Genomic DNA, 21,898 nt, shown 5'->3' on the forward strand with positions numbered 1-21,898 from the left:
TCACTTCGACTTGCTGGTGAACTTCTTCACCGCCACGCGGAAATCCTCGGTATGCATCGACGTGATGATCTTGTGTTGCTCGGCATCAAGCTGCTGCTTGGTCGGCGTGGTGGCTGCCTGATAGACCAGCGACTTGGTCCCGGCGATCGCGGCGGGCGGATTTTTCGCCAGGCGCTCGGCGAGCTGCCGGGTGGCGGCCTTCAGCTCGGCCGCGGGGACGGTCTTGACAACCAGCCCCCATTCATAGGCCTGCTGCGCGGTGAAGCCGTCCTCGGCCAGGAAAATCTGCAGCGCGCGGCGGGTCCCGACCGTGCCGACGATGCCGACCGTGCTGCCGCCGTCGGGCGATACGCCGATCTTGGCATAGGCGGGCGTGAAGCGGGCATCCTCCGCGGCGATGCACAGGTCGGTCACGAAGGCGAGGCCCATGCCGGCGCCGGCCGCCGACCCGTGCACGCTGGACAGTACAATCTTCGGCATCCGCCGAACCGTCTCGATGAAGGCATGGTAGTGATGCAGCATCTCGCCGACCACGGGCGCGATGTTGTTGGCTTCGGTCGCAGCACCGATGGTTTGCAGATCGCCGCCGGCGCAGAAGGCGCGGCCTTCGCCCTCGATGACCAGCACGCGGACGTCCTTGTTGGCTTCGACCTCGGCGCCGAGCTGTTCGAGTTTTTTGGCGATCGTCATGTCGATCGCGTTGAACGCGGCTGGCCGGTTCAGCGTGATGGTCGCGATGGCGCCGTCGATGCGGAGCAGGGCAGGGTCGTTGGCAGAGGCGGGTGCTGGCATTTTGAAGACCTTGGGCTTGTTATTTCCGGACATTTAAGGCCTTGGCGGCAGCTGTGGCAATCCGGCAGGGGTCCGGAGGCGGCTTTCGGGTGCCCAGATTTGCCGGAGACCCCTTGCATCGGCGCGAGCCATGGGGCCAAATAGCGCGCGCCTTCGGTACGCAGACACGAGCGCTGTGGTGACGGGGCACGCAAGCTAACATCGACAAGAGGAAACGGGATGGGTCACTCCTGCTCGCGCGTATTTGGGTTGTTCCGATGACAGGCTCGGTCATCATCGTCGGCGCCGGACATGCCGGCTTCCAGCTCGCGGCGTCGTTGCGCCAGGCCGGCTTTGCCGAGCCTATCGCCCTGCTCAATGACGAAGGTCATTTGCCGTACCAGCGGCCGCCTTTGTCGAAGGCCTATCTGAAGGGGACCGGCGGGCCCGAGACCCTGATGTTCCGGCCCGACAAGTTCTACCAGGACAACAAGATCGAGCTGATCACCGATCGCGCCCATGCGGTCGACCGCCATGCGCGGAAGGTGGCGCTGGCCTCCGGCGCGTCGCTCGACTACGGCCACCTGGTGTTCGCGACCGGCGCGCGGAACCGGCTGCTCGATATTCCCAACGCAAAGCTCGACGCCGTGCGCTACCTGCGCATCCTCGACGAGAGCCAGGCGCTGCGCGATCTGCTCGCACCCGGCATGCGCGTTGTGGTGATCGGCGCCGGCTTCATCGGGCTCGAATTCGCGGCCACCGCGCGGGCCAAGGGCCTCGAGGTCGACGTGGTCGAGCTCGCCTCGCGCGTGATGGCGCGCGCGGTGACCGCGGAGATTTCCGAGTTCTCGCAGTCGCGCCACGGCGCGGCCGGCGTCCGGATCCACCTCGGGGTGCAGGTCACGGCGATCGAGGCCGATGGCGCCAAGGTCACGGGCGTCAGCCTGAGCAATGGGACGCACATCCCGGCCGATCTCGTCGTGGTCGGCGTCGGCGTGCTGCCGAATGTCGAGCTCGCTGCGGAGGCCGGCCTGCCGGTCGCATCGGGCATCATCGTCGACGAGCATCTCTCGACCGCCGATCCGAATATCTCCGCGATCGGCGATTGCGCGCTCTACACCAGCAAGCGCTTCGGCGGATCGCTGCGGCTCGAGTCGGTGCAGAATGCGACCGACCATGCGCGCTGCGTGGCGTCGCGGCTGACCGGCAAGACCGAGGTCTATGACGGCCTGCCGTGGTTCTGGAGCGACCAGGGCCCCGACAAGCTGCAGATGGCGGGTCTCACGACCGGCTACGACCGCGTCGTGGTGCGCGGCGACCGCGCGCAGGGGGCGTTCTCGGCGTTCTGCTACCGCGGCAACAAGTTGCTCGGCATCGAGTCGGTCAACCGTGCCGGCGATCACATGTTCGGCCGCCGGCTGCTCGGCGCGGGCGGTTCGATCACGCCGGAACAGGCGGCGGATGCGAGCTTCGATTTGAAGAGCGCGCTGGCACAAATGTAAGCAAGCGTCGTCCCGGCCGAGTGCGCGATTGCGCACGGAGCCGGGATCGATACTCCGCGGCCTATGTTGTGAACGGGACCGTCGTTCCAGCGCCGCACAACATTTGAGATTTGTGGTTATGGGTCCCGGCCTTCGCCGGGACGACTCGGGGAGAGAATAGCGGTCACCTCCTGCGCCGTCGGCATCGACGGCGCGGCCCCCATCCGTTGCACGCAAATCGAGGCGGCAATGTTGGCGTAGGCTAGCGCGTCGCCGAGCGGCTTGCCGATGGCGAGCTGCGAGGCGAGGGCACCGACGAAGCAATCGCCGGCGCCTGTGGTGTCGACGGCCTTGACCTCGCGTCCGGGCACGAGCAGCGGCTGGTCCTCGACCAGCGCCAGCACGCCGCGCCTGCCGAGCGTGACGCAGATCGTCTTGCCACGCCCCAGGCTCCGTGCCGCCTCGGCGAAGCGGGAGGGATCATCGCTGTCGCGCAGCTCTGCTCCCGTCAGCAGGCCGAGCTCGGTCTCGTTGAGGATCAGGACATCGACGAGATCGAGCAGCGCCTTGTCGGCCTGTTTCGCCGGTGCCGGATTGAGGATCGTGGTGGCGCCGGCGGCGCGGGCGCGGCTGAAGAATGCGGCGATCGTCGGCAGCGGGATCTCGAACTGGCTGACCGCGACGTCACCCCTGGCAAGCACGGGTGCTGCGACATCATCGGCATCGACCAGCCCGTTGGCGCCCGGCACGACGACGATTGTGTTGTCGGCATTGGCAAGCGTGATGATCGCCGTGCCCGAATGGGTACCGCCGGTGTCCTTGACAAAGCTGAGATCGACGCCTTGCGCGGCAAGGAAGGCGCGAAGCTCCATGCCGAACGCGTCAGTGCCGAGCCGGCCGACCAGCGTGGTCGGCACGCCCTGCTTGGCCGCCGCCACCGCCTGGTTGGCGCCCTTGCCGCCGGGAAAATACAGCACGGCCTCGCCCGCGACGGTTTCGCCGATCCGCGGATGGCGCTCGGCGGTCGCCACCACGTCCATATTGATGCTGCCGGCGACGAAGACGCGCCTCATGCCTTACCCCACTCCGTCCCGTCACACCGCGGCGCCGAACTCCTGCTTGACCGCGGCGATGTCCGCGAGCGTCGGCAGGCCGGCTTCGTTGCCGAGCTTCTGGATCTTGTAGGTCGACGCCGCGCGCGCAAACTCAAAGTGGTCATGCCAGGCTTTGCCGGGATTGGCGAGATAGGAATAGATGTAAGCGCCATGGAAGACGTCGCCGGCGCCGTTGGTGTCGATCACGCGCTTGCGTGGAATCGGAAATGCCGGCAGCGTTTGCACCGTGCCCGCCTCGTCGTACCAGAGCAGGCCGCGCTCACCCATGGTGATGCCGCCGACCCGGCAGCCGCGGCTCTTGAGATAATCGAGCATCTGCTCCGGCGTCTTGTCCATCTGCTCGCACAGCCGTTCGGCGACGATCGCGACGTCGATGAATGCGAGCAGCTCGTGGGTGTTGGTGCGCAGGCCGCCGCCGTCGAGCGAGGTCAGGATGCCGTCTTCACGGCAGAGCTTTGCGTAATGGATCGCGGCGTCCGGCTGGTGGCCGTCGATGTGCAGGGCGCGGCAACCCTTGATGTTGAGCAGCGGAAAGGGGTGGATGTGCTGGTCGTCGCGGCAGCGGACGATGGCGCGTTTGCCGTCGTTGGGCATGATGAAGGACAGCGAGGAGGAGTTCACCTTGCGCGGATGGAACGAGATGCCGTACCTGTCGGCCATGTCCCAGAACATCCGTCCCAGCCAGTCATTGGCCATCGTGGCGATCAGGTCAGGCTCGACGCCGAGCTTGGCGCAGCAGAACGCCGCGGTCACCGCGTTGCCGCCGAACGACACCGCATAGGCGTCTGCAACGTGCTTCTCGTCGCCGACTGGCATGTGATCCGTGATGAAGGTGACGTCGATATAGGTCTGTCCAATGAAGAGCGCCTGCATTCGCTTCCCGTGATCGCTTGGTGTGGTCCCGGCCGACGATCAGACTAGCACCGCTGATCGGCCGATATCGCTGAAATTATTCGCAACCCTGCTTGGTTTACAGGTAGAGATGATGGATGTGCCGCCCCGTTCTGGTATGCGGCATAACGGCCGGCGGCAGGCCGCGGTTCCGGGATTCGTAAGGAGAAGCACAATGACGGCAGATTCGAGGAGGCCAATGCCATGATTACCGGTCTCGATCATGTCGTCGTCCTCACCGGCGACATTGCTGCCGCCAGCGCCGCCTATGAGACGCTGTTCGCGCGGGCGCCGGCCTGGCGCAACAGCGGCGACGGCGCCGACCGTGTGCTGTTCACGCTCGACAACACGACGCTGGAATTGATGGCGCCGCGCGGCGACGACGAGGCAGCCCAGCGCGTCCGCAGTGCGCTCGTCACGCAAGGCGAGGGGCTCGCGAGCCTCTGCTTCCGCACCAGCGATATCGCCAGGACACACCGCAAGCTCGACCGGCTGACCCTGAAGCCCGAGCCCGTCGCCGAGGTCGAGAGCCGCGACGAGATCAGCGGCGCCACGCTGGCGTGGAAGCGGACGCGCGCGGCGACCGATGCGACGCGCGGCGTGCGCATGTTCTTCCTGGAGCGCGAGCAGGAGCGGCCGCTATCGGTGCGCACCACGCCGGCCTCGATCACCGCGATGGATCATGTGGTGGTCTCGACCGCCGACCCGGAGCGCGCGGCGGCACTCTATGGTGCGCGGCTCGGGCTCGACATGGCGCTCGACCGGTCACATCCCGAATGGGGCCGGCTGATGTTCTTCCGCTGCGGCGACCTCGTGGTCGAGGTCACGCACCGGCCGGCCAAGGAAAACGTCAAGGCGGAGACGGACGCGCCGGACCGGCTGCGCGGCATCTGCTGGCGCGTCGCCGACGCCGATGCCACACGTGCGCGGCTGGTTGCCGCCGGCGTCGACGTCTCCGAGGTTCGCACCGGCCGCAAGCCCGGCACGCGCGTGATGACGGTGCGCAACGGCACGTGCGGCGTGCCGACGCTTCTGGTGCAGCCCTCACAGGGAAAGCCAGACTAGGCCGCGTTGCATCCGCGCGTCGTCCCGACAGCGTGCACCCCGGGTAATTGAGTTTTATTCGTCATTCCGGGGCTCGCGAAGCGAGAACCCGGAATCCATTCATCACCGGTACATGCGGGTCGATGGATTCCGGGTTCGTGCTGCGCACGCCCTCAGGTGCGCAATTGCGCACCGGGGAATGACGAAAGCCGCCGCACTTGCGAAAAATATTCCCGCATGGCGGTCACGACAACATTCGTTCTCAAACGCCGCGCGTCATGCTACATTCGACAGTTCAGCATCACGGGCGATCGATTTGGCGAAAGCAAAGCGGATACAGAGATGGCAGCGCGACCCTCAGGGGATGCGGCTGCGGATTCTCGAGGCGGCCAAGCAGGAATTCGCCGCCCATGGCCTCGCCGGCGCGCGCGTCGACCGCATCGCGGCCAATGCCGACGCCAACAAGCGCATGCTGTACTACCATGTCGGCAACAAGGAGGATCTCTATCTCGAGGTGCTTGAGGGCGCCTACGAGAAGATCCGCGCCGAGGAGCGCACGCTCGATCTCGAGCATCTCGACCCGCCCGAGGCGATCGGGCGCCTGATCGCCTTCACCTGGAACTATTTTCTGCGCAACCCCGAGTTCCTGGCGTTGCTGAACACGGAAAACCTCGCCAAGGCAAAGCACCTGAAGCGCTCGACCAAGGTCAAGTCGATGCACTCGCCCTTTGTCGAGATGATCCGCACCGTGGTGACGCGCGGGGTCGAGAGCGGCGACTTCCGCGACGCGGTCGATCCGGTGCAGCTCTATATCTCGATCGCGGGGCTCGCGTTCTTCTATCTCTCCAACAGCGCCACGCTGAGCGTGATCTTCGGCCGCGACCTGCTCAAGAAGGACGCCCGCGACGAGCGCCTCGAGCACATGACCGCGCTGGTGCTGGCGGCGCTGACCGGCAAGTCCACCGCCGCGTTTGGCAACGCGATGCCGCCGCTGCGCGCGGCGGAACACCGGGTGGTGTGAACGCCAGTGGCCGCGTAGCCCGGATGCGCGAAGCGACATCCGGAACAGACCATCCGCGCGGACGGATTTTCCCTGATATCGCTGTGCTCATCCGGGCTGCGGCGAACCTCAAATCCAAAAAAAATCGCGCCTGACGAAAGTCGCGTGCTACGGCGCGATTTTGCTGTGTGCGAGGGCTGGACAGTATTTATCCAACGGGTTAATTTCTGCACGAACACAGAGACGGCAAGGGAGCGTGACGTGGCGGAGGCAAAGAGCCCTTCGGGCGTGTCGAAGGTGCTGAACGCGGCGTGGGTGCGCCCGTTCCTGTTCCTGGTGGTCATCGTGGTGGCGTGGGACCTCGCGATCCGCCTGTTCCGCATCCCGGCCTATCAGATCCCGTCGCCCGGCGACGTCGTCGCGGTGCTGTGGAGCGACTGGCCGGAGTTGCTGCGGCAGTCCTGGCCGACCACCTATGCGACGATCTGCGGTTTCCTGCTCTCGGCGCTGTTCGGCATTCCCACAGCGATGCTGATCGCGGGCTCGAGGACGGTCGAGAGCTACGTCTATCCGCTGCTGGTGTTCTCGCAATCGGTGCCGAAGATCGCGATCGCGCCGCTGTTCGTGGTGTGGTTCGGCTTCGGCATCATCCCCAAGGTGATCTCCGCATTCCTGCTCGGCTTCTTCCCCGTGGTGGTCTCGGCGGTGCAGGGCTTCAAGTCGGTCGATCCCGACATGGTTGACCTCGCGCGCGCGATGCAGGGCAGTCGCTTCAATGTGTTCTGCGCGGTCAACCTGCCGCACGCGATGCCCGCGATCTTCTCCGGCCTCAAGGTCTCGGTGACGCTCGCCGTGGTCGGCGCCGTGGTCGGCGAGTTCGTCGGCTCCAATTCCGGCATCGGCTATGTGATGCAGCGCTCGATCGGCACCTTCGACCTGCCGACGATGTTCGCGGCGCTGGTGATCCTGGCGCTGCTCGGCGTCATCCTGTTCTGGATCGTCGACCGCATCGAGCGGCTGGTGATCCCCTGGCACGTCAGCCAGCGCGACGACATCATCTTCGCATCCTAGGATTTGTGCACAGAAACAACAGCAAGCGTCATTGCGAGCAGCGATAGCGACGAAGCAATCCATTTCTCCACTTGCTGCACGATGGATTGCTTCGCGGAGCCTGTCATCCGGCGGCGCTTCGCGCCGACCGGGTGGCTCGCAATGACGAAAAAGAACAACGGGAGGATTATCTGATGCGATTGCTCACTGCCGTTATTGCCGCACTGGCCTGGACCGCGCTTGCGGTGGCGCCGGCGTCCGCGGCCGACAAGGTCGTGCTGATGCTGAACTGGTACGTCTATGGCGAGCACGCGCCGTTCTATTACGGCAAGGCCAAGGGCATCTATGCCGCTGAGGGCATCGACCTCGAGATCCAGGAAGGCCGCGGCTCGGCCGCGACCACGCAGGCGGTGGCGGCCAAGACCGCCGATTTCGGCTATGTCGACGTGCCGACGATGATGCGTGCCGCGGTGAAGGGTGCGCCGGTGATCGCCACCGGCGTGCTGCTGCAGACCAGCCCGATGTCGGCGATGGGCTTCGTCGACAAGAACATCAGGAAGCCGGAGGACATCAAGGGCAAGACGGTCGCGATCACGCCGGCGGATTCGATGACGCAGATCTGGCCGCTGTTCCTGAAGAAGACCGGCCTGAAGGAAAGCGACTTCCAGACCGTTGCCGGCGACGGCCAGACCAAGCTGAACGCCGTCATCAACGGTCAGGCTGACCTGCTGCTCGGCTACGTCATGGACCAGTCGATGAAGATCAAGGACGCCACGGCTAAGGACGTCTATCCGATCAAGTTCGCCGACTACGGCATCAACATGGTGTCGTCCGGCATCATCGCGAACTCCGACTATGTGAAGGCCAATGCCGACCTGGTCCGCCGCTTCATGTCGGCGACGACAAAGGCGGTGGAAGCCGCCGAGAAGGACCCGAGGGCCGCAGCGCAGTCGATCCTCGACGCCAACCCGAAGGGCGGCAAGATCGACACGCTGACGCAGGGCTTCGAGCTGACGATCCCGCTCTATCGCACACCGGAGACCAGGACCAAGCGGCCGTTTCAGGTCACCGACCAGAACATGACCGAGTCGGTCAATCTGATGGTCGAGTATGGCGGCCTCGACGCCAAGGCGAAGGCCAATCCGAAGGCGTTCTACACCAACGACTATCTGCCGAAGGGTGACTCGTAAGCCATGAAATCGGCAATCAAGAGCGCTGCCGAGCAGCCCGCCGCCCATCTGCGTCTGGTGTCAGGCCGCGCGGCCGGCGCAGCGCCGGGCATCAAGCTCTCAGGCGTATCGAAGACCTACCGGTCGCGCGACGGCGACGTGCCGTCGCTGCGGCCGCTCGACTTCACCATCAATGACGGCGAGTTCTTTGTCGTGGTCGGGCCCTCCGGCTGCGGCAAGTCCACGCTGCTCAAGATGATCTCGGGCCTGCTGCCGCCGACGACCGGCGAGGTGCTGATCGACGGCGAGCCGGTGACCAAGCCGCACGGCAATGTCGGCATCGTGTTCCAGAACGCGCTGCTGCTGCCATGGCGCAACATCCTCTCCAACGTGATGCTGCCGATCGACATGAAGCAGCTCGCCCGGGACAAGTATCTCGCCCGCGCCAAGGCGCTGCTGAAGCTGGTTGGGCTCGAGGGTTTCGAGAAGAAGCTGCCCTGGCAGCTGTCCGGCGGCATGCAGCAGCGCGCCTCGATCTGCCGCGCGCTGGTGCACGATCCCAAGATCATGCTGATGGACGAGCCGTTCGGCGCGCTCGACGCCATGACGCGTGAGCGGATGAATGTCGAGCTGATGCGGATCCAGCGCGAGACCGGCAAGACGGTGCTCCTGATCACGCACTCGATCCCCGAGGCCGTGTTCCTCGCTGACCGCGTGCTCGTGATGACCGAGCGGCCCGGCGCGATCGCCGCGATCTACGACGTGCCGATGCCGCGGCCGCGCTCGCTCGAGACGATGTCCGATCCCGTCTTCACCGAGCTGGTGCAGCGGATCCGCAAGCATTTCTTCACGCAGGGATCGTTGGACTAACACCCGAGCCTTCAATGCCGCTTCGCCTCAAAGTCAACGATATCGCTTTCTTCGAACGGCCGCTGGTGTTCGCCCGGCCGTTCCGTTTCGGCGCGGTAACGATCACCGCGTCGACGCAGCTGTTCGTGCGGGTCGAGATCGAGGTGGAGGGCAAGGGCCGCGCGACGGGCGCCAGCGCCGAAATGCTGGCGCCGAAATGGTTCGACAAGCGGCCACATCTGACGGAGGCGCAGTCGCTCGACGGCCTGCGCCGTTCGCTCGCGATTGCACGTGAGCTCTATCTGGCGAACCGGAGTTTCGAGACCGCGTTCGGTCTGCATGCCGCGTGTATCGGTCCGCAGGTCGCGGTCTGCGCTGCGGAGGATATTCCACCGCTCGCCGCCGGCTTTGGCCCGGCCGAGATCGACAAGGCGATCCTCGATGCGCTGCTGCGTGTCGCAAGCGCGAATTTCTTCGACGGCATGACCGGCAATATCGCCGAAATCGACGCGCGGCTGTCGCCGGATATCGACGACGCGGCCATCGCGCGGTTCTTGTCGACGCGCAAGCGGATCGACCGCGTGGCCGTCAGGCATACGGTCGGGATGGACGACACGGTTGAAGGCGAGGGCGGCGTCGCCGACGCAGGCGAGAACGCCGGAGCGCGCTATTTCAAGCTCAAGCTGAACGGCGACCCCGCCCATGACGCGGCGCGGCTGGCGCGGATCGGCAGCGAGCTCGCAAGGCTGCCCTACGCCGCCAAGGTTACGCTCGACGCCAACGAGCAGTATGCGGACCTGGCGGCTCTGAACGCGCTGGTCCACCGGCTCGACCATGACGCGGCGCTTAAGCCGATCGCGGCAAACTTGCTCTATATCGAGCAGCCGATGCCGCGCGATATTACCAAGGCTTCGCCACTCGGCGGATTGGCGGCGCGGAACTTCATCATCGACGAGGCCGACGACAGCTACGACGCATTCCCGCAGGCCCGGACGCTCGGCTATCGCGGCATTTCCTCGAAATCGTGCAAGGGCATCTACAAGTCGATCATCAATGCCACACGCGCGGCCGCATGGAGCGCAGATGGTGGCCAGTACTTCATCAGTGGCGAGGACCTGACCTGCCAGGCCGGGCTCGGCGTGCAGCAAGATCTCGCGCTCGGGGCGCTGATCGGCGTCACCCATGCGGAGCGCAACGGACACCATTACGTCGACGGCTTTGCCGACACCCCGGCCGATGAGGCCGATGCCTTTCTTGTCGCGCATCCCGATTTCTACACGCGCACCGGCGGCAAGGTCCGCCTCGCGATCCATGACGGCGATCTGCTGACGGGATCGATCGCCGCCGCGCCGGGCTTTGCCAGTTCGATCCATCCGGACTGGTCCACCATGCAGCCGCTGAAGCGGCCAACACCACGCGTTTCGCAGGAGCAGACAGTATGACGACCAAACGCCTCGGCCTGATCATGAACGGCATCACGGGCCGGATGGGTCTCAACCAGCATCTGATCCGCTCGATCGTCGCGATCCGCGAGCAGGGCGGCGTGCAGCTCGCGAACGGCGACCGCATCATGCCCGATCCGATCCTGGTCGGCCGCGACGCCGAGAAGGTCGCTGGCCTGGCCAAGCGCTACAACATCGAGCGCCACACCGCCGATCTCGATCGCGCGCTGGCCGACAAGAATGACACCGTGTTCTTCGATGCCGCCACAACGCAGGCGCGGCCCTCGCTGCTGACCAAGGCGATCAACGGCGGCAAGCATGTCTATTGCGAGAAGCCGATCGCGACCAATCTCGAGGAAGCCGTTGCGGTCGTGAAGCTCGCCAATGCCAAGGGATTGAAGCACGGCACGGTGCAGGACAAGCTGTTCCTGCCGGGCCTGAAGAAGCTCGCCTTCCTGCGCGACTCCGGCTTCTTCGGCCGCATGCTCTCGGTGCGCGGCGAATTCGGTTACTGGGTGTTCGAGGGCGGCTGGCAGGAGGCGCAGCGGCCGTCATGGAACTACCGCGCCGAGGATGGCGGCGGCATCATCCTGGATATGGTCTGCCACTGGCGCTATGTGCTCGACAATCTGTTCGGCGAGGTCGAGAGCGTGGTCTGCATCGGGACGACAGATATCCCCGAGCGCTACGACGAGAAGGGCAAGCAGTACCAGGCGACGGCCGACGATTCCGCTTACGCCACCTTCAAGCTGAAGGGCGGCGTGATCGCGCATATCAACATGAGCTGGGTGACGCGGGTTTACCGTGACGATCTTGTCACCTTCCAGGTCGACGGCACCCACGGCTCGGCGGTGGCGGGCCTGACCGACTGCGTGATCCAGGCGCGACAGGCGACGCCTCGGCCGGTGTGGAATCCGGACGAGAAGCGCATGCACGATTTCTATGCCGACTGGCAGAAGCTCCCTGAGAACGTCGTCTACGACAACGGCTTCAAGGAGCAGTGGGAGATGTTCATCCGCCATGTCTGCGAGGATGCGCCCTACAAATACACCCTGCTCGAGGGCGCCAAGGGCGTGCAGCTCGCCGAATGTGCGCTGAAGAGCTGGAAGGAACGGCGCTGGATCGACGTTGCCCCGATATCAGTCTGAGAGAGGACGTTGTCATGAACAAGCCGATCTTGCCGATGTCATCGTTGTCGCTGAAGCTGCCGACCGTCGATGGCGGCCTCGAGACCTATCGCCTGGCGGCGTCGCGGACCTTTCCGGCGAAGCTCGAGGGCACGCTGAATCGCGTCGCGTTCTCGGCCGCCCATGTGGTCGCCGATCCGCGCGCCGACGTCGACCCCTGGCTGACGGCCGCGATCGACTGGGACAAGACGATCGCGTTCCGCGAACACGTCTGGGACCTCGGCCTTGGTGTGGCCGAGGCGATGGACACCGCGCAGCGCGGCATGGGGCTGGACTGGGCGACCTCGCTCGAATTGATCCAGCGTTCGGTAAAAGCGGCAAAGGCCAGGGGCAACGCGCTGGTGTTCTCCGGCGCCGGCACCGATCATCTTGCGGCGGAAGATGCGAAGTCGATCGATGACGTGATCCATGCCTATGAGGAGCAGATCGCGGCGGTGGAGAAGGCCGGCGGGCGGATCATCCTGATGGCCTCGCGCGCGCTGGCAAAGCTCGGCAGGAATGCGGACGACTACGCGAAGGTCTATGACCGCGTGCTGTCGCAGGTTCGTGAGCCCGTGATGATCCACTGGCTCGGCGACATGTTCGATCCGGCTCTGTCAGGCTACTGGGGCACGGCCGACCTCGACAAGGCGATGGACATTGCGGTTGCGATCATCAACGCCAATGCGGCCAAGGTCGATGGCGTCAAGGTCTCGCTACTCGACAAGCAGCGCGAGATCGGCATGCGGCGGCGGCTCGATCCGCGCGTGAAAATGTACACCGGCGACGACTTCAACTATGCCGAGCTGATCGCCGGCGACGACAAGGGATTTTCCCACGCGTTGCTCGGCATCTTCGATGCGATCGCGCCCGCGGCGTCCTATGCGCTGTCGCGGCTCGCCGCCGGCGACGAGGCCGGCTTCCATGACGTGCTGGGACCAACCGTGCCGCTGTCGCGCCACATCTTCAAGGCGCCGACACGCTTCTACAAGACCGGCATCGTGTTCATGGCTTATCTCAATGGTCACCAGGATCATTTCACGATGGTCGGAGGACAGGAAAGTGCGCGCTCGACCCTGCATCTGGCCGAGCTGTTCCGGCTCGCTGACCAAGCGGGGCTGCTCGCCAATCCGGAACTCGCGACACGCCGAATGGCGGCGATCCTGGCGACCCGTGGTATCGACGCCTGATGCGTGATTTTTCCAACGACCACCGCTGGCTGTCGCTGAACACGGCGACCGTCCGAAAACAGGGCGATCTCATCGCCATTATCGAGGCCTGCGCGCGCCACGGCATCCGCGCCATCGATCCCTGGCGGGACCAGGTCGCAGCCGTCGGCCTCGACCGCGCCGTGCGTGCGATCAAGGACGCCGGGCTCGATCTCTCGGGCTATTGCCGCGGCGGCATGTTCACGGCTGACAGCGCGCATCGCAGCGAGGCGCGCGACGACAATCGCCGCGCGGTCGACGAGGCGGCCGCGCTCGGCGCGTCCTGCATCGTGCTCGTGGTCGGCGGCCTGCCGCAATATTCGCGGCCGGGCAGCACGGCGTCCAAGGATATCGCGATGGCCCGGTCGCAGGTGCGTGACGGCGTCGCCGAGATGCTGGAGTATGCAAAACAGGCAAAGCTGCCGCTCGCGATCGAACCGTTGCATCCGGCCTATGCGGCCGATCGCGCCTGTGTGAACACCACGAAACATGCGCTCGACATCTGCGACGCGCTCGATCCCGACCGCACCGGCGCGATCGGGGTCGCGCTCGACGTCTATCACATCTGGTGGGATCCCGAACTCAGGCGCCAGATCGCCCGCGCCGGCAAGGACCGGCTGCTCGCGTTCCACGTCTGCGACTGGCTGGTGCCGACGAAAGACATTCTCAACGACCGCGGCATGATGGGCGACGGCGTCATCGACATCAAATCCGTGCGCGCGATGGTCGAAGCGCAGGGCTTTGCCGGTTATTCGGAGATCGAGATCTTCTCGAATGACTGGTGGAGCCGGCCCTTGGACGACGTGCTGCGGACCTGCATCGAGCGGCATCGGACGGTGGTCTGACCCAACGACCGGTTCGGTGGACAAGGCGAGGCGTGCCGGTTATTCCGAATGCTGTGGTGTGAACGGCACTGGGGGCCGTTGAACTCCGCGGTCCGGACCTTCGGAGCACGACATGCGTTTGAGCGATTGCCACAATTTCCATGACTTCCGCGAACTGGCAAGGCGCCGGCTTCCGGGGCCGATCTTCGACTACATCGACGGTGGAGCGGACGATGAGGCGACGCTTCGGCAGAACACCGCGAGCTTCGAGCGTTGCGATCTGGTGCCCAATGTCCTGCGCGGCGTGGAGAACGTCGATCTCTCGGTCACCGTGATGGGCCAGAAGCTGGCAACGCCGTTCTATTGTTCGCCGACCGCGCTGCAGCGTCTGTTTCATCATGAGGGCGAACGGGCCGTCGCCGCTGCGGCGGCGAAATACGGAACGATGTTCGGCGTGTCCTCGCTCGGGACCGTGAGTTTGGAGGAATTGCGCAAGGCTTACGCTACGCCGCAGGTCTATCAGTTCTATTTCCACCGGGACCGAGGCCTGAACACGGCGATGATGCAGCGCGCCAAGCAGGCCGGCGTCAACGTGATGATGTTGACGGTCGACAGCATCACCGGCGGCAACCGCGAGCGCGACCTGCGCACCGGGTTTTCGATTCCTTTCAGGCTCACGCTCGGCGGCATGCTGCAATTCGCGATCAAGCCTGCGTGGGCCATCAACTACGTCACCCATGAGAGCTTCAAGCTGCCGCAACTCGACGAGCATGTCGACATGAGCGGTGGCGCGATGTCGATCGGGCGCTATTTCACGGAAATGCTCGATCCCGCCATGACATGGGACGACGTCGCGCAAATGGTCCGGCAATGGAATGGCCAGTTTTGCCTGAAGGGCGTCATGTCGGTCGATGATGCGAAGCGCGCGGTTGAGATCGGCTGCACCGGCATCATCCTGTCCAATCACGGCGGCCGGCAGCTCGACGGCTCGCGGGCGGCGTTCGATCAGCTGGCCGAGATCGTCGATGCCGTGGGCGATCGGATCGATGTGATGATGGACGGCGGCATCAAGCGGGGCAGCCATGTGCTGAAGGCGCTGTCGCTGGGCGCCAAGGCCGTCGGCCTCGGACGCTTCTATCTCTATCCGCTGGCGTCGGCCGGCCAGGCCGGAGTCGAGCGGGCACTTGGTCTGCTGCAGGCGGAGCTGGTGCGGGACATGCGGCTGATGGGGTGTTCCTCGATCAGCCAGCTCTCCCGCGCAAACCTGCGGTTCAGGTAGCCGCCCGCTATCTCGCCGTCATGAAAGGTCCTGCGTCAGCGCGGCGCCGATCTGCTCCAGCGCCCAATCGACCTGATCGGGCGTAATCATCAGCGGCGGGGCGATCCGGATGGTGTGGTCATGGGTGTCCTTGGCGAGGATGCCCTTCTCGCGCAGCAGCTCGCAATAGCGGCGGGCGGGACCAGCCTCGGGGTAAAGCTCCACCGCGAGCATCAGCCCGCGTCCACGTACTTCGCGAACTGTGTTGGCGTGGATGCCGCGCAAGCCGACGAGGAAGCGTGCGCCTTCGATGGCCGCGTTCTCGATCATGCCTTCGTCGACGAGCGCGCGCAGCGCCGCGCGTGCGATCGCGCAGGCGAGCGGATTGCCGCCGAAGGTCGAGCCGTGCTGGCCGGGCTTCAGCGTGCCGAGCACCTCGTTGTTGGAAAGCACCGCCGAGACCGGATAGAAGCCGCCGGACAGCGCCTTGCCGAGCAGCGTCACGTCGGCCTCGATGCCTTCGTGCTGTTCCGCGAGCAGCTTGCCGGTGCGGCCGAGCCCGGTCTGGATCTCGTCGAGGACCAGCATGATGTTGTTGCGGGTGCAGAGCGCGCGGACTTCAGCGAAATAGCCCGCGGGCGGAATGACAACGCCGGCCTCGCCCTGGATCGGCTCGACCAGGAAGGCAACGGCGTTCGGCGTGATCGCATCCTCCAGCGCCTTGGCGTCGCCGAACGGAATGATCTTGAAGCCCGGCGCGAACGGCCCGAAATGCGCGCGTGTGTCCGGGTCGGTGCTGAAGCCGACAATCGCAAGCGTGCGCCCGTGGAAATTGTCGGCACAGACGATGATCTCGGCCTCGCCGTCAGGCACGCCCTTGACCTCGTAGCCCCATTTGCGCACCGACTTGATTGCGCTTTCCACCGCCTCCGCGCCGCTGTTCATCGGCAGCACCTTGTGCGATCCGGTCAGCTCGGCGAGTTCCTCGTAGAACGGGGCGAGCTGATCGTTGTGGAAGGCCCGCGAGGTCAGCGTCAGCCGGCCGGCCTGCTCCACCATGGCGGCAAGGATCTTTGGATGGCAGTGGCCCTGATTGACCGCCGAATAGGCGGACAGGCAATCGAGGTAGCGCTTGCCATCGGTATCCCAAACCCAGACGCCTTCGCCGCGCGACAGCACGACGCCGAGCGGCGCATAGTTCTGGGCGCCGAACTGCGCTTCCCTTGCGATGAAATCGGTGACTGGCGGACGCATGTTTCGTCACTCCAGCTGTGCCGGCACCAAGGGTGCCGTCCCGCACATTATCACTGATTTGGGTATCGGCCCGCGCGGCTTAAAGGATTGCTGTGGACCAAATTTGGTCAATCCTGTCAGCGTCGCTGCGCTACGAATCCTGATCGCGGTGCGCGATCTCGAGCGTGACGAGCCGGGCGAGCAATGTCGCCGGGTACAGCTGGCCGAAGATCGCCTCGACATTGCAGAGGCTGCGCGCAAGCGGATGCAGCGGCGCGACGTCGCCATAACCTGTCGTCGTGAGCGTAGCGAAGGAGAAGTAGATCAGCTGGCTCGCGAGCGACGGGCGGTCCTCGACCTTCATGCCGGCAAACGCATCCGGTACCAGCGTGCCGATGAAGGTGTAGAGCGCGGCGAAGATCACCGCCACCGTGAGATAGAGCAGGACCGCGCCGATCACCCGGTGATAGGTGACGCGTCCGGGCGCGAAGGTCGCGCGTGCGACCGTCACCGCCATCGTGATGCCGACCAGCAGCCAGGAGCCGGCAAACAGATTGAGGTCGAGGATCGAGGGCGAGCGCAGCCGCAGGATCGCGCCGGTCACGATCATCGCCAGCGCGATCAGCATGGTGACGACGGCGATCGCGCTGCCCGACATCACGAACACGCCGCCGACCAGGAAGATGGCGAGCAACAGCTCGAACACCTGAAACTCGAACAGGCCGAGCGCCTGCAGCGGCGCCACCACGAACATCATGATCACGAGCAGCACGGTCAGCACCGTCAGCAGCGAATCGCCCCAGCGCTTGCGCAATTGCTCTATGCTCATCGGATCACGCGCCGCGCCGGCATGGCACGCTGAGGAAGCCGCGGAAGCGTACCCGGCCGCCGCGCACCGGCTCGCCGTCGAGTGCATAGTTCGGGAAGCGCTTAAGGAAGCGCGAGATCGCGATGGCGCCTTCGAGGCGCGCCAGCGCCATGCCGGCGCATTGATGCGCGCCGGTGCCGAAGGCGAGGTGGCGGTTCAGCGTGCGTGCGACGTCGAAGCCTTCAGCGTTGGGAAATTGCGCGGGGTCGCGGTTGGCAGCGCCGATGCACAGCGTGACCAGCGTGCCGGGGGGCATCTTGATGCCGCCGAGCTCGGTCTCCTCCACGATCATCCGGTTGCCGAGCTGGTTCGAGCTCTCGTAGCGCAGCATCTCCTCGACCGCGGTCTTGATCAGGTCGGGCTGCGCGATCAGCCGCTGCTTCTCCCCGGGATATTGGGTAAGCGTCACCAGCCCGTTGCCGATCAGGTTGGTCGTGGTCTCGTGGCCGGCGTTGAGCAGGAAGATGCAATTGTGCAGCAATTCCTTCGCGGTCAGCCGCTCGCCATTGTCTTCGCCATTACCTTCTCCTCGGATCAATCGCGTCAGCACATCGCGCTCGGGATTGCCCGGCTTGGCGCGGCGACGTTCGACCAGGGTTTCGAGATAGGCGAGGAAATCCTTCACTGCATCGTTGCCGCGGTCGAATGCGTCCTTGGCAATCACAGGCTCCAGCGCACCCAAAATCGCCAGCGACCAGTCGCGCAGCGGCTCGCGCTCGTCGTGCGGCACGTCGAGCAAATTGCCGATCACCTCGACCGGGATTGCGGAGGCGAAATCGCCGATCAGCTCGAAGCGGTCTTTGGTGGCGATCCGGTCGAGCAGGCTGTCGACCAGCGCGACCAGGTCCGGCTCCATGCCGGCAATCGCCCGCGGCGACAATGCGCCCATGATCAGGCGCCGCACGCGGGTGTGCGCCGGCGGGTCGTTGAAGACGAGGCTCGTCGTATGGTGCTCGTAGAGCAGCGAGTTGCCGTATTTCGGCAAGAACTCCTTCTTCTTGTCAGAGGAGAACGTCTTGGTGTTCTTGTAGGCGGCGATGAGGTCGTCGTAGCGGGTGAGGAAATAGCAGCCGTTCGGCAGCCGCTTGACCGGCGCGTGCTCGCGCAGCGCGCGATAGGTCGGGTAGGGATCCGCGTAGAAGTCAGCCGTCAGCTTTTCCAGGTCGAAGCCGTCAGCCAGCTCTCGCGCGTGCCCGTTCATGGCGATCCAGCCCAATTGGTTTCATTTGCAACTATCGTAAGCCGGGGGCGGCGGCCGCGCAACATCATTTACAGCGACCGGGAACAGCTCGCCGCGCACGGCGCGCGATGCGAGTAAATCGCAGAGCCATATGCGCTATTGCGCTTTGATGAAGCGCGCGTGCCCCTCTACAGTCGCGGCCAAACAACAGAGACCGGAAACGCCGATGCATGCCCGAGCCGACACCGCGGCCTCCTGGCCCGAGGAGATCTTTTCGATCTTGCAGCGCTTCGAGGTGCGTCAGGTGCCCTACGTGCCGGACGCCGGGCATTCCGAGCTGATCGAGCGCGTGCTGGGATCGTCCTCGATGCGCGGCATTGCGCTGACCACCGAGGAGGAAGGCGTGGCGCTGCTCGCAGGCGCTTGGGCCGGCGGCCAGCGCGGCGTGCTGCTGATGCAGTCGAGCGGCGTCGGCAATTGCATCAACATGCTGTCGCTGGTGCAGATCTTCCGCTTGCCGTTCCTTACGCTGGTGACGATGCGCGGCGAGTGGGGCGAGTTCAATCCCTGGCAAGTGCCGATGGGCTCGAACACCCAAGGCATTCTCGAATTGGCGGGGATCAAGGTGCTGCGCGCCTCGCGTCCCGACGAGGTGCGCGAAGTCGTCGAAGCCGGCGCGGCGCAAGCCTACAACGCCTGCACGCCAACCGCCGTGCTGCTGTCGCAGCGCCTGATCGGGGCAAAGGTCTTCACCAAATGAGCAAAGCCAATCTCCTCGACCGCCGCGCCGTGGTTGCCGAACTGCTGAGGGATCGCAAGGGCGCCTTCGCCGTCGGCGGCCTTGGTGCCTCGACCTATGACATCGCCGCCGCCGGCGACCACGACCGCAATTTCTATCTCTGGGGCGGCATGGGCGGCGCGGTGATGATCGGGCTCGGCCTCGCGCTGGCCCAGCCGAAGTTGCCGGTCGTCGTCATCACCGGCGACGGCGAGATGCTGATGGGGATCGGGAGCCTCGCGACCGTCGCGCTGCAACAGCCGAAAAACCTCTCGATCATCGTGCTCGACAACGAGGCCTATGGCGAGACCGGCGGCCAGGCCAGCCATACCGGCGGGCCCGCCGACCTCGTCGGTGTTGCCAAGGCCTGCGGAATCGGAGATAGCCGCTCGATCAGCACGATGGCTGAGGTCGAGGCTTTTGCTTCGTCATTGCAAGATGTTACGGTGGGGCCACGGTTCGCTAGCGCGAAGATCGACGGGGCCAATCTGGAACGCGTGCTGTCGAGCCGCGACGGCACCTACATCGTCAACCGCATCAGAGGGTCGATCGGACACACTCCGATATAAAGTGACTTTCGCGGTGCAATAGAACCTTGACTTTTGGTAAAGTGAGTGATTACTCACGACCCAAATGTCTACCTTACGCATGACGAGTGACTTGCGGCGTCAGTTGATCCTGAGCGCTGCCAAGCGGTGTTTCTCCCGCAACGGCTTTGCCGGCACCACGACAAAGAGCGTGGCGGCCGCGGCTGCCATTTCGGAAGGGCTGCTGTTCAAGCACTTCCCGTCGAAGGCGGCGCTCTACGCCGAAATCCTTGCCGAAGAGTGCGAGGCGGATCCCGATCTCGCGCATCTGCTCGGCCAGGAACCCTCCACCGCGACGCTGATCGAACTGGTGCAGGGCATGGTCGGCCACTTCATGCAACTGCGCGACGCGCCGGACCAGGAAGAGGCGCAGCGGATGCGGCTGATGGTGACGAGCCATCTCGACGACGGCGAGTTTGCGCGCCTGCTCTACGACAAGGTCGGCAAGCTGATCGGTCCGACCTTCGCTGCCTCGCTCGAGCGTGCCATCGCCGCCGGCGAAGCGACGCGGATCGGTGACGAGCCGCTCAACCTGTTCTGGTTTGCGCACCATACCGTGCTTATGGGCGCACTGACGCAGCTGCCTGCGACACCTTGTCTCCCCTACGGGGATGCCGCTGCGGCCGAGCGGCAGCTTTGCCAGTTCATTCTTCGCGGCATCGGACTTACCGAAGCCGCAATTTCAACTCATTTGGGCCGCCAGCCGTCGCCGAGCGCAGGACCGTCGGTAACTGCAGAAAGTGCATGACATGAATATCCAGACCGAAAGCCACATCTCGGGGCAACCGCTCAAGGAGAAGCAAGCCAAGCGTCCCGTCCGCCTGGTGCGTTGGTTCATCATCGTGGGATTGTTGCTGGCCCTGCTGGTCGGCGCGCTGGTCGGCTTCAACGCCTTCCGCAGCCACATGATCGCGCAGTTCTTCGCCAACAATAAGCCGCCGCCGTCGAACGTCTCGGTCGCCGAGGCGAAGACTGAGGTGATTCCGAATCTGCTGACCGCCGTCGGCGATCTCGTCGCCGTGCACCAGGTCAATGTCACGACCGACGTGCCGGGCCGCATCACCGAGATCCATTTCACCGCCGGTAGCCATGTGAAGGCGGGCACGCCGCTGGTGCAGCTGTTCGACGCGCCGGAGCAGGGCGACCTCGCCAGCTTCAAGGCGCAGGCGACCGTGGGTGAGCAGCAGCTCGACCGCGCCAAGCAGCTCGCGTCGCGTCAGTTCGGGCCGCAGTCGACCGTTGATACAGCGCAGGCGACCTACGACCAGGCCAAGGCGGGCATCGCCAAGACCGAGGCGCTGATCTCGCAGAAGCTGGTGCGCGCGCCGTTCGAAGGCGATCTCGGCGTTCGCCAGGTTGAAGTCGGCCAGTATCTGACGGCCGGCACGCAGATCGTGTCGCTCACCGATCTGTCGGTGCTGTACGCCAACCTGACCGTGACCGAGAAGCAGAGCTCGCAGATCAAGGTCGGCCAGGCCGTGCGGGTCGCGGTCGACGCCTATCCGGGCCGCACCTTCGAGGGCAAGATCACCACCATCGAGCCGCAGATCGCGACCGAGACCCGCAACATCCGGGTGCAGGCGACGATCCAGAATCCGGAAAGCATTCTCAAGCCCGGCATGTTCGCGACCACCACGATCGTGCTGCCCGAGAAGCCGCCGGTCGTGACCATTCCCGAAACCGCCGTCGACTACACGCTGTACGGAGACTCGGTGTTCCTGATCACCGAGAAGAAGGGCGAGGACGGCAAGACCAGCCTGACCGCGGACCGCACCTTCGTGAAGACGGGCAACCGTGTCGAAGGCCGCGTCCAAATCCTCAAGGGCCTGAAGGCCGGGGACAGGGTCGTGGCCGTCGGCCAGATCAAGCTGCAATCGGGCATGGCTGTTGCGATCTCGAACGATCCGCAGCCGCCGGTTCCGGCCGAGCCGCCGCGCTACTGATCTTCATCATCTGAACTCGGGGGGCCGATAGGCCCTCCGCC

General features: G+C 65.0%; 22 protein-coding genes. 15 read left to right on the forward strand and 7 right to left on the reverse strand.

The annotated features are described in order from the left end of the window. Entirely contained in the window at nucleotides 1-792 is a 792-nt protein-coding gene (locus tag ACVIGA_RS33785; RefSeq protein WP_456669415.1) for an enoyl-CoA hydratase/isomerase family protein, read from the reverse strand. A gap of 257 nt (nucleotides 793-1,049) precedes the next feature. Here ACVIGA_RS33785 and ACVIGA_RS33790 point away from each other — a divergent pair, with 257 nt between their 5' ends. After that, on the forward strand, nucleotides 1,050-2,273 hold the full coding sequence (locus ACVIGA_RS33790) for an NAD(P)/FAD-dependent oxidoreductase (RefSeq protein ID WP_456669416.1): 1,224 nt from the start codon (nucleotides 1,050-1,052) through the stop codon (nucleotides 2,271-2,273). A 116-nt stretch (nucleotides 2,274-2,389) separates the two neighbouring features. On the opposite strand, the gene rbsK is transcribed toward ACVIGA_RS33790, so the two are convergent. Next, a complete protein-coding gene (gene rbsK, locus ACVIGA_RS33795; protein WP_456669417.1) occupies nucleotides 2,390-3,325 on the reverse strand; it encodes a ribokinase in 936 nt (311 codons plus the stop codon). 21 nt (nucleotides 3,326-3,346) lie between these two features. Continuing rightward, nucleotides 3,347-4,240 (reverse strand): sugar kinase, encoded by an 894-nt coding sequence (locus ACVIGA_RS33800; protein WP_223968075.1) that lies wholly within the window; start codon nucleotides 4,238-4,240, stop codon nucleotides 3,347-3,349. A 222-nt stretch (nucleotides 4,241-4,462) separates the two neighbouring features. Between ACVIGA_RS33800 and ACVIGA_RS33805 the strand changes: the two genes are divergently transcribed. The 3 genes from ACVIGA_RS33805 to ACVIGA_RS33815 all read left to right on the forward strand — a co-directional run bounded on the left by ACVIGA_RS33805 (nucleotide 4,463) and on the right by ACVIGA_RS33815 (nucleotide 7,373). Then, nucleotides 4,463-5,323: a VOC family protein gene (locus ACVIGA_RS33805; protein WP_456669418.1), complete on the forward strand. Its 861-nt coding sequence runs from the start codon at nucleotides 4,463-4,465 to the stop codon at nucleotides 5,321-5,323. A 343-nt stretch (nucleotides 5,324-5,666) separates the two neighbouring features. After that, nucleotides 5,667-6,323, forward strand: coding sequence for a TetR/AcrR family transcriptional regulator (locus ACVIGA_RS33810; protein ID WP_223968073.1), 657 nt, complete (start codon nucleotides 5,667-5,669; stop codon nucleotides 6,321-6,323). A gap of 240 nt (nucleotides 6,324-6,563) precedes the next feature. Further along, complete coding sequence (locus ACVIGA_RS33815; protein WP_456669419.1) at nucleotides 6,564-7,373, forward strand: ABC transporter permease; 810 nt, start codon at nucleotides 6,564-6,566, stop codon at nucleotides 7,371-7,373. On the opposite strand, the gene ACVIGA_RS33820 is transcribed toward ACVIGA_RS33815, so the two are convergent. Further along, nucleotides 7,370-7,531: a hypothetical protein gene (locus tag ACVIGA_RS33820; RefSeq protein WP_223968071.1), complete on the reverse strand. Its 162-nt coding sequence runs from the start codon at nucleotides 7,529-7,531 to the stop codon at nucleotides 7,370-7,372. The two genes, ACVIGA_RS33815 and ACVIGA_RS33820, sit on opposite strands and share 4 nt — an antisense overlap. 15 nt (nucleotides 7,532-7,546) lie before the next feature. Between ACVIGA_RS33820 and ACVIGA_RS33825 the strand changes: the two genes are divergently transcribed. From ACVIGA_RS33825 to ACVIGA_RS33855, 7 genes are all read left to right on the forward strand, one after another. Then, the gene (locus tag ACVIGA_RS33825) at nucleotides 7,547-8,542 is read left to right on the forward strand and encodes an ABC transporter substrate-binding protein (RefSeq protein WP_456669420.1); all 996 of its coding nucleotides are present in this window, start codon (nucleotides 7,547-7,549) and stop codon (nucleotides 8,540-8,542) included. Nucleotides 8,543-8,545: 3 nt separating this feature from the next. Beyond that, nucleotides 8,546-9,391: an ABC transporter ATP-binding protein gene (locus ACVIGA_RS33830; protein WP_456669421.1), complete on the forward strand. Its 846-nt coding sequence runs from the start codon at nucleotides 8,546-8,548 to the stop codon at nucleotides 9,389-9,391. A gap of 14 nt (nucleotides 9,392-9,405) precedes the next feature. Next, nucleotides 9,406-10,812, forward strand: a complete 1,407-nt coding sequence (locus ACVIGA_RS33835) for a hypothetical protein (RefSeq protein ID WP_456669422.1) — start codon at nucleotides 9,406-9,408, stop codon at nucleotides 10,810-10,812. Next, the gene (locus ACVIGA_RS33840; RefSeq protein WP_456669423.1) at nucleotides 10,809-11,960 is read left to right on the forward strand and encodes a Gfo/Idh/MocA family protein; all 1,152 of its coding nucleotides are present in this window, start codon (nucleotides 10,809-10,811) and stop codon (nucleotides 11,958-11,960) included. Before ACVIGA_RS33835 ends, ACVIGA_RS33840 begins: the two co-directional genes overlap by 4 nt. Nucleotides 11,961-11,974: 14 nt before the next feature. Beyond that, entirely contained in the window at nucleotides 11,975-13,168 is a 1,194-nt protein-coding gene (locus ACVIGA_RS33845; protein WP_456669424.1) for a dihydrodipicolinate synthase family protein, read from the forward strand. Then, complete coding sequence (locus ACVIGA_RS33850; RefSeq protein WP_456669425.1) at nucleotides 13,168-14,031, forward strand: sugar phosphate isomerase/epimerase family protein; 864 nt, start codon at nucleotides 13,168-13,170, stop codon at nucleotides 14,029-14,031. The genes ACVIGA_RS33845 and ACVIGA_RS33850 overlap by 1 nt, the downstream gene beginning before the upstream one ends. 112 nt (nucleotides 14,032-14,143) lie before the next feature. Further along, nucleotides 14,144-15,289 carry an alpha-hydroxy acid oxidase gene (locus tag ACVIGA_RS33855; protein WP_212311245.1) on the forward strand — a complete coding sequence of 382 codons (1,146 nt, stop codon included), beginning with the start codon at nucleotides 14,144-14,146 and terminating at the stop codon, nucleotides 15,287-15,289. 18 nt (nucleotides 15,290-15,307) lie between these two features. On the opposite strand, the gene rocD is transcribed toward ACVIGA_RS33855, so the two are convergent. From rocD to ACVIGA_RS33870, 3 genes are all read right to left on the reverse strand, one after another. Further along, on the reverse strand, nucleotides 15,308-16,522 hold the full coding sequence (gene rocD / locus ACVIGA_RS33860; protein WP_456669426.1) for an ornithine--oxo-acid transaminase: 1,215 nt from the start codon (nucleotides 16,520-16,522) through the stop codon (nucleotides 15,308-15,310). A gap of 130 nt (nucleotides 16,523-16,652) precedes the next feature. Beyond that, nucleotides 16,653-17,330, reverse strand: a complete 678-nt coding sequence (locus ACVIGA_RS33865; protein ID WP_223968062.1) for a potassium channel family protein — start codon at nucleotides 17,328-17,330, stop codon at nucleotides 16,653-16,655. A gap of 4 nt (nucleotides 17,331-17,334) precedes the next feature. Then, complete coding sequence (locus ACVIGA_RS33870; protein ID WP_456669427.1) at nucleotides 17,335-18,570, reverse strand: cytochrome P450; 1,236 nt, start codon at nucleotides 18,568-18,570, stop codon at nucleotides 17,335-17,337. 205 nt (nucleotides 18,571-18,775) lie between these two features. Between ACVIGA_RS33870 and ACVIGA_RS33875 the strand changes: the two genes are divergently transcribed. The 4 genes from ACVIGA_RS33875 (at nucleotide 18,776) to ACVIGA_RS33890 (ending at nucleotide 21,857) form a co-directional block, all read left to right on the forward strand. Beyond that, a complete protein-coding gene (locus ACVIGA_RS33875; RefSeq protein WP_092124983.1) occupies nucleotides 18,776-19,309 on the forward strand; it encodes a thiamine pyrophosphate-binding protein in 534 nt (177 codons plus the stop codon). Then, on the forward strand, nucleotides 19,306-19,896 hold the full coding sequence (locus tag ACVIGA_RS33880; RefSeq protein WP_456669428.1) for a thiamine pyrophosphate-dependent enzyme: 591 nt from the start codon (nucleotides 19,306-19,308) through the stop codon (nucleotides 19,894-19,896). Before ACVIGA_RS33875 ends, ACVIGA_RS33880 begins: the two co-directional genes overlap by 4 nt. Before the next feature lie 64 nt (nucleotides 19,897-19,960). After that, on the forward strand, nucleotides 19,961-20,662 hold the full coding sequence (locus ACVIGA_RS33885; RefSeq protein ID WP_212311240.1) for a TetR/AcrR family transcriptional regulator: 702 nt from the start codon (nucleotides 19,961-19,963) through the stop codon (nucleotides 20,660-20,662). Nucleotide 20,663: 1 nt separating this feature from the next. Further along, entirely contained in the window at nucleotides 20,664-21,857 is a 1,194-nt protein-coding gene (locus ACVIGA_RS33890) for an efflux RND transporter periplasmic adaptor subunit (protein WP_223968059.1), read from the forward strand. Nucleotides 21,858-21,898 lie beyond the last annotated feature (41 nt).

The sequence above is a fragment of the Bradyrhizobium sp. USDA 3240 genome (assembly GCF_054063295.1).